Origin of the sequence: Tannerella sp., assembly GCF_052170195.1 — a bacterium.
Lineage (GTDB): Bacteria > Bacteroidota > Bacteroidia > Bacteroidales > Tannerellaceae > Tannerella.
On the sequence record NZ_JBQNAZ010000030.1, the window covers coordinates 1 to 10302 of the forward strand.

At 44.2% G+C, this 10302-nt stretch carries 9 protein-coding genes; 5 read left to right on the forward strand and 4 right to left on the reverse strand.

Translation table 11 applies throughout. From position 1 onward, the window contains the following. From ACTTKA_RS08695 to ACTTKA_RS08715, 5 genes are all read left to right on the forward strand, one after another. Positions 1-247, forward strand: a 247-nt coding sequence (locus ACTTKA_RS08695) for a hypothetical protein (RefSeq protein WP_442724729.1), incomplete at its 5' end; no start/stop codon positions are given. A gap of 88 nt (positions 248-335) precedes the next feature. Next, the gene (locus ACTTKA_RS08700; protein ID WP_442724730.1) at positions 336-1181 is read left to right on the forward strand and encodes a GLPGLI family protein; all 846 of its coding nucleotides are present in this window, start codon (positions 336-338) and stop codon (positions 1179-1181) included. Positions 1182-1318: 137 nt separating this feature from the next. Then, positions 1319-2179 (forward strand): Plug domain-containing protein, encoded by an 861-nt coding sequence (locus tag ACTTKA_RS08705; RefSeq protein WP_442724731.1) that lies wholly within the window; start codon positions 1319-1321, stop codon positions 2177-2179. Between the two features lie 72 nt (positions 2180-2251). Then, positions 2252-2854: a hypothetical protein gene (locus ACTTKA_RS08710; RefSeq protein ID WP_442724732.1), complete on the forward strand. Its 603-nt coding sequence runs from the start codon at positions 2252-2254 to the stop codon at positions 2852-2854. A gap of 498 nt (positions 2855-3352) precedes the next feature. Next, complete coding sequence (locus ACTTKA_RS08715) at positions 3353-3805, forward strand: hypothetical protein (protein WP_442724733.1); 453 nt, start codon at positions 3353-3355, stop codon at positions 3803-3805. A gap of 85 nt (positions 3806-3890) precedes the next feature. Here ACTTKA_RS08715 and ACTTKA_RS08720 read toward each other — a convergent pair whose 3' ends face one another. The 4 genes from ACTTKA_RS08720 to ACTTKA_RS08735 are packed head-to-tail and all read right to left on the reverse strand — an operon-like array spanning position 3891 to position 10293. Beyond that, on the reverse strand, positions 3891-5786 hold the full coding sequence (locus ACTTKA_RS08720) for a DUF5074 domain-containing protein (RefSeq protein WP_442714626.1): 1896 nt from the start codon (positions 5784-5786) through the stop codon (positions 3891-3893). A 5-nt stretch (positions 5787-5791) separates the two neighbouring features. Continuing rightward, complete coding sequence (locus tag ACTTKA_RS08725; RefSeq protein WP_442724734.1) at positions 5792-7114, reverse strand: cell surface protein; 1323 nt, start codon at positions 7112-7114, stop codon at positions 5792-5794. A gap of 9 nt (positions 7115-7123) precedes the next feature. After that, positions 7124-8287, reverse strand: coding sequence for a YncE family protein (locus ACTTKA_RS08730; RefSeq protein WP_442724735.1), 1164 nt, complete (start codon positions 8285-8287; stop codon positions 7124-7126). Continuing rightward, positions 8284-10293, reverse strand: coding sequence for a TonB-dependent receptor (locus ACTTKA_RS08735; RefSeq protein WP_442724736.1), 2010 nt, complete (start codon positions 10291-10293; stop codon positions 8284-8286). The genes ACTTKA_RS08730 and ACTTKA_RS08735 overlap by 4 nt, the downstream gene beginning before the upstream one ends. Positions 10294-10302 lie beyond the last annotated feature (9 nt).

The window sequence follows — 10302 nt, forward strand, 5'->3', positions numbered from 1 at the left end:
AGTGTCAGCCCTAATTTTTTACAGTCCTAAAAGTTTTACCGGACAGCAATATTTTATTTTATTGCTTTGTGTAATAGCAGCCGGTTTCTTACCTATAGATAGTGGTGCTGCAAAGAAGAAAATAGATGCATATTGCGTCATTACAACATGCCGAGGTACGATCTGTCATGAAAGTTTTAAAAATTCAGAAAGAGCTGCTGACCACCTTGATGTTGCAGAAGAAGAATGTGAAAAGTCAAGAAGGTAAATACTTCTATGTGTATTAAGATTATATCAAAATAACTTGACTTGATTGGCAGACAAGACATCTTTAAAAAAACACAACAACAAAATCAATGAAATCCATACACATACTTATACTATGGCTATTTTTTCAGCCTGTTTTCCCACAGAAAACGACAGACCAGTTCCTATTTCGGGCAAGCTATATATTCTCTTATAAAACAGATCCGCTGCAAAAGGATTTTGTAGAGACCGATCTGATATATTTGGATATTGGCAATAATTCATCTAAGTATTACAGCCGTTATACGCAAGTCAGGGATTCAAATAAAATCGCAGGATTGAAGAAAGGGCTATCTGCTTACGATGTGGTTGAGGATAATCGCCGGTTTAAGAAAGGCACAAAGACCACGATTTATAATATGGATGAACCTGGTCAATTTCATGTAATAGAACATTTGGTTGATTACTATTATTATGATGAAAAGAGATTCCTTCCGGCATGGACGTTTGGGACAGGAGAGAAAACAATTGCAGGTTATGCCTGTAAAGAAGCGCAAGCCATATATCTGGGAAGAAAATGGACTGTTTATTTTGCACCGGAGATACCGCTGAATAAAGGTCCATGGAAGCTATGGGGATTGCCTGGGTTAATTGTTTATGCAATTGATTCGGAGCAACTTTTTCAGTTCGAACTACAAGGATTCGAAACCTTGAAGTATGAAACGCCTGTTTCGATAGAAAATAAAACACAATATGGAAGGCTTTACAAAAAAACGACTAAAAAAGATTATCAGAAGATGGAAGCACTTCGTTATCGTGATTTTATGACTTTCACCAACCTGTTTCTCTTGGAAGGAAAAGGAGGAATTCTTCTTAGTCCCGAGCAGGAGCGAGAAAATGAACGGTATCGTGAAAAAGGTGGCACCCCCTATATCCCCTTAGAAAAGCAGGAATAAACATCCTTTTTTATGAAATACGGTTTCTTGTTTTTTTTCTCTTTACCATCTTCTCTCTTTCTGCACAGCAGAAAATAAGAGGTATCCTAAAATGTGCGACGTCGGGACAACCAATTCCCGATGTATATATCATGCTCATGACTGAAGATGGAAAAAGAATTCTGGCCTATTCGTATTCGCAACCGGATGGGAGCTTTATACTCGAATGTCCACAAGGCCCTCAACAAGAATTCCTTCTAACGACTTCGCGTCTGGGATACGAACCGTACCGGCAAAAAATACCGGCACAGACCCAACAGACGGAGATTCTGCTCAAAGAATCGTCTCTATCGCTACGTGAGGTAAAAGTCATTTCCTCTCCCATCCGCCGGCAAGGAGATACGATCAGTTACTATATGTCGAACTTTCATCGCCCGCAAGACCGAAATCTGGCCGATGTACTGGCACGTATGCCTGGAATCCATGTGCAAAGTGACGGACGCGTACAATATGACGGAAAACCTATCAACCGGTTTTATATCGAAGACATGAATTTGCTCGGAGAACGCTATTCGCTTGCCACCCAAAATTTGTCACCCAGTGATATTGCCGCTGTGCAAGTTTATGAAAATCACGAACCGATAAAAATGCTTCGCGACCGTAGCCAGACGGAACAAGCCGCATTGAACATCAAGCTGAAAGAAAGTGCAAGAGCCAAATGGCTTAAAACGTTTGATTTTGGTGTTGGGGGATTTCCTTTTCTATATAATGCAACCGGAACGCTTGCCCGATTTGCCCGGAAGAACCAAACTTTAATGATTGGAAAAATCAATAATACAGGGAAAGATATTGCGATGGAACTTAAAATGCACACACTGAAAGCCGGACAGGTTTTTCGACCCGGAGCACCAGACGGTATCCCCGATCGCTTTTCTCCCCTGAGTGTTTCCTCTTCGTTTTTTACGCGCGACCGTGCCCGTTTCAACGAAAGTAGTATCGTATCCGCCAACCAGCTGTAGAGCATCGCCAAAGATGTAGACCTGCGATTGAATATGCATTACGGTTTTGAGCGTGAGAAACGCAGTCGGATCATGGCTATCGAATATCGGTTCGAAGATCGTCCACCTACTATCATAAATGATCATACGGCACAAACAATAAACTGGCATAAACTGGAATGCGAATGGATGTTCACGGCCAACCAAACCAGATATTTTTTAGAAGAGAAACTAAGCACTGACGTGCATTGGAAAGAGGCTAACGCCGACATCTTTTCCAGTCCATATACACTACGCCAGAAAATACATCTTCCGCGTGTGCACCTGAAAAATAACACCTCGATACTCCGACTTCTTGGCAACGTATCGGCCGGAATCGAGAATGAGTCCGAATACACACACCTTCCACAGAAGTTGATGCTCTCCTCATCCGACAGTCTTCCGTTATTTCGAGCCGGCCATGTCGGTCAATCTTGCAGTTTTAATGACGGTTTCAGCAACACGCATATTACGTTGAACTACAAAAAACACCACCAATCCTTCGGATTGAAATGTGGTATCGCATGGACTTGGCAAAAAATCGAATCAGATTTATCACCATGGCCGCTGGTAACAGATACTTTCGTTAACGATCTTACGTGGCACACGTCTCGGCTTTATGTAGAACCTTCGTACCGAATGAATTACCGAAGTTAGACGATTTCATCGTCGGCCTCCGCCAATCACCTGCGAACAAATTACTCGGGAAAGAAAGCAACATATACCTATATCCATCCTCGCCTTCGCTTAATATTCGCCCCCAGCGGAGATTTCAAATTCGATGCCGGATATTCATACACCACCCATTACGGCGATCTCAACGAAATGGGAACAGGCTATGTGCTCGAACGATATAATTTGTTTTCAAAAGGAATAGAGGCGTTACAGTTCAATGCTTCGCAAAGCATAAACTTTGGCGTTTTTTATAAAAACATTTCACACTTTCTTCAGACGAGCTACTTAACTATTTATTCCCTCTATAAAGACAATCTTATACCAGCAAGCTTTGTTCGTGACATCTACACTTTCTCGTGGTGGGAGCAAAAGGACCGATTGTCTTCCTTCTGGCTCAATACCCTGTCAGCGTCTAAATTGTTTATGGAAATCTCGCTCACAGCAAGTATAAATTTGTCATATAATCAAAGCAAATCCGTGGTGGAACAGCAAGGATCGAGCATCAATTATACTCAACACTCATTCGGTGTGGAACCATCGTTGAAGTGGAAAGCTAAAGGCAATCTAAATTTCGATTATACGATGAATGCTTTCTTTTCGGGAATAAGCATGAATCATAGGCCTATAGACTCATACATTCCTCTGATCAACAATCGGTTGTATACTTATTTCGGAGTAACCGATCAACTTTTCCTCACATGTAACCTGCAGCATTTCTACACCAAAGCTCCCGATATATCGGCATCGAACCTATTATTTGCCGACTTGGGTATCCAATATGATTTTCAACATCTTACCCTCAGCCTTGACTGGAGCAATATCTTCAACCGGAAACTGCATGTCATCAGTGGTTATAACACGATAAACACGGTTACGCAAACAGATAAGTTACGTCCATCGGAAGTATTGATCAGTTTACGGTTTAAGCATTGATCAATGATTTAAGCATTTTCCGCTCAGCAGTCATCTATCTCCGCCTTAAACTTTTGTTTGCAACTTTCCTCGTACGAAAAGTGAGTTACTTGACAAATCGGGTGCCGGATGTTTGTCCTGATTTATCAGTTATTACAATAATATATACGCCAGCAGGTAGCAATTGTACATTGACTTGATCGGAATCGTTTGGCTTTAGGGATAACATCATCCGCCCTTGCATGTCATATACTTGCATACGTAAAATCTCGCTTCCGTTGTGTATATGTATACATCCTGTCTGTTTATTGTAAAATGTTTCGACTGGTGCTCCGATACGTTGATTGCCTGTTGAACTGATGTTTACATGTATGTTGCGCGTGATGCATTGACCGTTCGAGTTAAACTGAAGTGTAACGTTTCCTTGTGTACGACCTGCGCCGCTGCGTAGCGTGAGAACTAACGAATCATTACGAACAGTCGCCCCGAAACCCTTCCCTACAGTGATATCGACAATCGATTTGACGATGGCAGCCTCCATGTTATCCTCATCCGTAGCTTTGTCGCCTAAATAGAGTTTATATTGGGGATGTTGATCGGTCAGTTCGACGCTTGAAGGCATTCCGGCACTCCATCTCGGTGGATGGTTGTCCGGAAATACCGGGATGGCGGGAAACCAGTAGTTCGTAATCATCGGATGTTCGGCTTGCATCTCTCCTTTACTGTTGATACGTACGAGCATATGTGTCGGATCTTGAAATTCGTGATAAAAAAAGGCATAGATATCGTCCGTCACAGGATGGATGCGGAAACCGGTACCGTATAGTCTCCATTGGCCGGGGTAAGCCTGAATGTCGAAAATTTTGGAAAACGATTGTTTGTCTATATCGTAACAAAAAATGTCGTAACCTGTAAACCAGCTTCCACGTTCGTCCTGTCCTTTCCAATAGAGTTTATTCTCGCGTGTACTGGCACAGAAGCCATCGGCTGTCCAGGCGTACCACGAGTTGGGGATGACACCGATCTTCTTCTCTTTTAACGGTATCGGTATCGTATCAACTTTGAATGTATACGGATTGAGTCTCAGCATATAGGTGAGTGCGCCTCCGAGTCCGAGCGTGTTCTGCGTCATGCTGATCCACAGATTGCCATCTTTCGAACGTACGATGGAGCCGAAGCCTCGCTGCACGTCTTTTTCTTTTCCTTTGACCGTTTCTTTCTCTATCGGAGCCCGTATCACTCGTATAATTTGATCCGTTTTCGTATCAATCACCAGAAGCCCGTTCTGCTGATGGACAGCAAATACAAGATCATTGGCACGTACCATCGTTCCGATCTGAGCATAGTAGAGCTGTCCGTATCCTGAAGAGTGCGGGTTGCCTGATCCTGCGATCTGCTTGCCGATAGTCATGGATTGACTGTCGTATATCCATATTCCGTTACTTGTACCGATGTATCCCTTGTACTCGTCGACGGGCAGATATGAACGGCCATCGGCGATTGAAACGAGTGAATCGCGTCCGTCTTTCGTTTTGACGGTTTGTGTAGCGATAAATTCGAACTCCTTGATCACCTTCATGGTTTTTGCGTCGCATACGGCAAAGCGGCTACCTTTCACTTTGGCACCTGGATCTTGTTGTTGCTTGGATACGAGGTAAAACTTGCCTCCATAAATGGTTCCGAACTGTGTTGTACATCCGAGTTCATGACCTTTGTTCTCTTTTTGGAACACCCGGTAGATCCATTCTCCTTTATCAGTAAGGAAGTTGACGGTGCTATTCTGATGACCGTACCAGTCTTCGTTGACAATAAACACGCCTTGCGTATACGTATTTTCTTCCGTGCTTCTCTTTTCATAACTGCGCATTGATGGCGCTTCAGGCAAAGAGAGCGTGTGGACAGGTATGCCGGCCGCTCTCCAACTCGTGTTTCCGTAAGGCTGCGCTACGCCAAATATCGATACGGAAACGAAACATAACATAGTAAGCATTTGTTGGGTCATAATTGTTATTTTTGAATGGAAAAATGATTACGTCGTGCGATCGCTCTCCGATATTGTTCCTGTTTCTCGACATCCAACGAAGCCGGAAGGGAGACGGTTGGGATATGCAGATCTTGAGCGCGGATTATTTCGGTAGAGGTCTCACCGATCCATCCGCAATATTGATTGACGGCGGTATACACCTTAACAAAGTCGATGCCAGAAAGGTATACAGGGTCTCCCTTGTCGTTTACTGCCCAGTCAATATCGAAAGCGTTCAGATTTTTATACTCATTGGGATGATTATCTACATATCCCCACGGATAAGAATACAATACATAATAGGTACCGATACCGCTCTCATCTGTTGCGTTGCTTTTTAGTCTTGTCCCGCGAAACCGAAGGGTCTCTTCCGAAATCCATCCCGGATAATAGTTTTGGGTATGATAGATGTTTTTCGATACGTAGCCGGACTGTCCGTGGTTGTCTTTCCAGAGAATATAAGTCACATCTGAGAGCTGCTGGCTCATATCGGGTTGCGGTTGCTTGTGGGCTGCCGGCCGATGATATACGATCTCATACTGTTTGAGTGTTTCAGGTTTCCCGTATTCGCTGCCAGCCAGCTCGTACCATGGGTCGTCAGGGATACCGTTCTGGTTTACATCGAATGCAACTTCGACAATACCCGGTTCGCAACTGCCCCCCTTCCGCTCTTTATAAGAAGGCAGGTCGGAGTAAAATGCATTGGCTAGTATCATCAGGTCTTTCTTTCCTTTAACGTTCATGATCGTATGGTCGAATCCGAAGACAATATATCCGCCGTAGGCCCCGAGTGTGACCATGACATCGTTCGTGCCCGAAAGATTTTCTTCGGCTTTCTTGCGCATGTCTTCTTCCGTATCACCTTCCCGATATTCGGGCATCGTGTTGACAAACTGTCCGGGAGCCGGCCGATATTCATAGACCTTCGAGATATACGGGCTGTATTCGACCTGCTCGTGTATGACTATGCAAGTAAACTCATGCTTGTAGGGCGTATGACGATCGATGATTTCAAAAGACAAATGATAACTTCCGGTATCTTTTGCGAGAAAGGTGTATTCTTTTCCGACCGAGAGTATGGTATCCGTGCCGTCTGCCCTGCGCATGCTCCAGCGGTAGGTTTCTCCTGTAAAGGCCGGACGGAATATGCGTGCTTTCATGCGCGGAATGTAGTAGATGTCATCTATTCCGAGGCTAACCATGGGAGGGATGTCGCTCTGGCAGCCCGTCAGAAGGTTGATAAGTATAACCGCCGACACAAAGTATACCGGACGTATTTGATCGATGAGTAAACCTATTGTCTTCATTTTCTTGTGTTACAGTTTGTTTAAGAAGACCATGTGTGCGGGTATATCTCCTGTGCGCACTCCCCATTTGCGTTGTCCGTGTTTATTGTAACAATAGAGCATGCCGCTGGAGACATAATTTTTGGCATCAGTCACATAAATATCTCCTGTTACGGGATGGATCGTGATACCGTAGGGGATGCGGATATCTTTTTCCGTCCCGTCGGTGATAAAATTCCGGCTGATGATTCGCTTTGTTTTTACATGAATGATACCATACGAAATTTGATTTTGCTGTGTGTGCATGTTCCATTCGGCTGCATAATAGAACAGAGAATCTCCCTGTATGCACAAGTTGGAACATGGGATATCTAACGTGTCGGTGACGATCATTTCATTGTATCCGATGCGTTTTTCGAGGACATAAAGATTGGAATGTTGTCGGTCGTAATCTCCGCGTGATGTTACCCACAATTTTCCGTAGTGATCTTTCCGGATGCGGTGCAGGTTGATGCCAACGGGAATTTTCCGAACTTGCTTGAAGCGTTCGATCTCGATTACTGATACGGTATAGTCGTAATTCGGCGCACGATAACCGCCAGAATTGGCCACGTAAAGATATTCGCCAAGTATTTCTAACTCATCGGGTTGATATCCAACCGTCACCTTAGCATTTACTTTCAGCGAGGTCGTGTCGATGCGGTAGACTGCTCCCAAAGGAGCTTTTGGGTCAATCTGTACAGGCCCTACATAGGACGATACATATGCATGCCCGCGGTAGAAACGGATGTATCGGCAGTTGGGGATATTGATTTGTGTAATTCGCATACCACTCACCGCATCAAGCACTTCGACCTTGTGTGAGCAGTTCACCACAATATAGAGTTTGCTTCCGTAAATCTGGACATCGTTCCCCACATCTCCCAATTCTTTGACAACAGTGGGATTGCGTTCGGAGTACAGATTGCGGATATAATAGCCATTTCGGAAATCGAGATAGTCGAGTGTACATTTGTTGCTTCCCATATTTCCTTCATTGACGAGATACATCCCGGCCGGTCTGGCATTCGGTCGGATTCCGTCCGAGATCAACTCATATTCCGAGGGTACCACAATCTCGATCTTGCGGCATGATGCGATCAATGTCAGTGCTGCAACGAACAGAAAGGTAAGGTATGAAGAGCATCGTTTCATAATTCAACTGTCAGGGATATTCTGTAATTACGTTTGGGCATCGGATAATTCAGAATCACATCATAATCTTGGCTCAATAAATTATTCACTTCCAAAGCGGCTTTCCATTTTCCAAACTTCGTTTTGAACGATTTTGCAATGGATACGTCGCTTGTATACCACGGTTGAGTATAATTGTAGCGGATGTTTTCTTGCTGATTATAGCGTTCTCCTACATAGATAAAACTGTAGTTCAGGTTCCATCCGTTATAGGTAGCTTGTAAGATCGCCGAACCGCTATGCCGAGGGATATATGGAATCTGATGTCCGTAATACGTATCCGAAGGGTCGGTGAAGTCTTGTGCTTTTTGCCAGGTATATTGTATTTTGGCGGTGATATCCCATTGGCGTGAAGGGCTGACAGTCGTTTCTGCCTGCATGTCGATACCTTTTATTTCTACATTCCCCAAATTCAGCATGGTCCAACGGAACTGCTGGCCTTTTGGATAAGCTATAATTTTATCTTTCACCTGATTGTAGTATCCGTCTGTCTGAATACGGAAATTCCGGATGAAGGCATTTTTCCATTCCTTGCCATACATCAGGCCAATGTTATATTGTGTGACATATTCGGGGTTCAGTTTCGAATTGCCCATATCGGCGTAATACAGGTCGTTGAAGGTGGGCATTCTGAAGATTCGTTTGTAGAACGCGCGTATGTTCAGTCCGTATTTTTCTAACGGTTGGTATGCCATGAAAATGGCAGGGGTCAGTATCCGGCGCGAAGGAGGTATTGGACCTGTGCGTACATGATCTTTCACCCAGGTACCCAGCAGACTGGCCTGAACTTTTATTTTTCGAACATGTAACGCTGTAGCTACAGAGAGAAGATGGGTGAAGCGTTCGGGATAGACGAAGCCATACATCTCTGCATGCATCTTATTCCATTGCATGTCGTAGGCAAAGGATGTTTCCCAATGTTTACTCAGACTGTACAGATATGCGGAGGAGAAATACAACTCCCGCTGTTTGTAAAGGTTGTCGACATGAATCAGTTTGTCGTCATTATTCACGTAATGTGTACGGTAGAAAGCATATTTGGTATTGATGCGCATTTTGAATCGGGATGAAAACTCATTTACGAAAGAGCCTTGCAGAAACGAGTTGGTGTCCCATACGCGCTCACCTCGTCGCCACACATTGTTTACAATTGCTCCGGGAATGCCTCGTTCCGAATTATAACTGTACAGCTTCACATTCCATGTACCATTATTGATTGTACCGTACAAGCCTGTTTCCATGCGAGTCGCATTGATATCTCCGTTTTCTCGCACGGCAGTCGTATCGTAAGCGATGTCTCCGGCCGGATTGACGCGTCGGTATCTGAATTTGTACTTTCCGCTTCCATTCAGCCATTCGGCACTGAAAGATGCGGATATGTTTCCGGATATCCGGTGTTCAAAGAGGAGCGAAGGATTTATTACATCGAAAGAACCCGCTTTTGCCGTTGCGCGAAGGTGTGTATTTTTTCCATTGTCAAATCGCGGACGACGCGACCGTAAATACAATGTCCCGGCTGCTCCGAAATCTTTGGCCGATTGAAAAATCTCACTTTTCTGTCCGTTATATAACGAGATTTCGTCCATATTTTCCAATGAATACATCCCCAGATCAACTTGTCCGTTTTGGGCATTACTTAGTTCAATCCCGTCGTAAAAGACTCCCAAGTGATTGGTTCCCATACTGCGTATGTTAACCGTCTTCAGACCGCCAACGCCTCCGTAATCTTTTAACTGTATGCCGGAGAAGTAACGTAAAGCGTCTGCAACGGAATGTCCGTTGAGATTTTCCAACTCTTTGCCAGAGAGTATCTGAGAAGGAATAACTTCTTTAAAGGCAGGCGCGGTAACAATGATCTCCTTGAGTTGCTGCACCGAGTCTAAGCGGCTTTGTCCCACTGTGTGGGCACAGACGCAGAAACCTCCCAGAAAACCGTATTGTATTTTTCGACACAAAGAAGTCCTCATAATGAAAAT

Coding starts and splice junctions, on each gene's coding strand:
- ACTTKA_RS08700 (WP_442724730.1), top strand. CDS start 336: ATGAAATCCATACACATACTTATACTATGGCTATTTTTTCAGCCTGTT.
- ACTTKA_RS08705 (WP_442724731.1), top strand. CDS start 1,319: ATGACTGAAGATGGAAAAAGAATTCTGGCCTATTCGTATTCGCAACCG.
- ACTTKA_RS08710 (WP_442724732.1), top strand. CDS start 2,252: ATGGCTATCGAATATCGGTTCGAAGATCGTCCACCTACTATCATAAAT.
- ACTTKA_RS08720 (WP_442714626.1), bottom strand. CDS start 5,786: ATGACCCAACAAATGCTTACTATGTTATGTTTCGTTTCCGTATCGATA.
- ACTTKA_RS08725 (WP_442724734.1), bottom strand. CDS start 7,114: ATGAAGACAATAGGTTTACTCATCGATCAAATACGTCCGGTATACTTT.
- ACTTKA_RS08730 (WP_442724735.1), bottom strand. CDS start 8,287: ATGAAACGATGCTCTTCATACCTTACCTTTCTGTTCGTTGCAGCACTG.
- ACTTKA_RS08735 (WP_442724736.1), bottom strand. CDS start 10,293: ATGAGGACTTCTTTGTGTCGAAAAATACAATACGGTTTTCTGGGAGGT.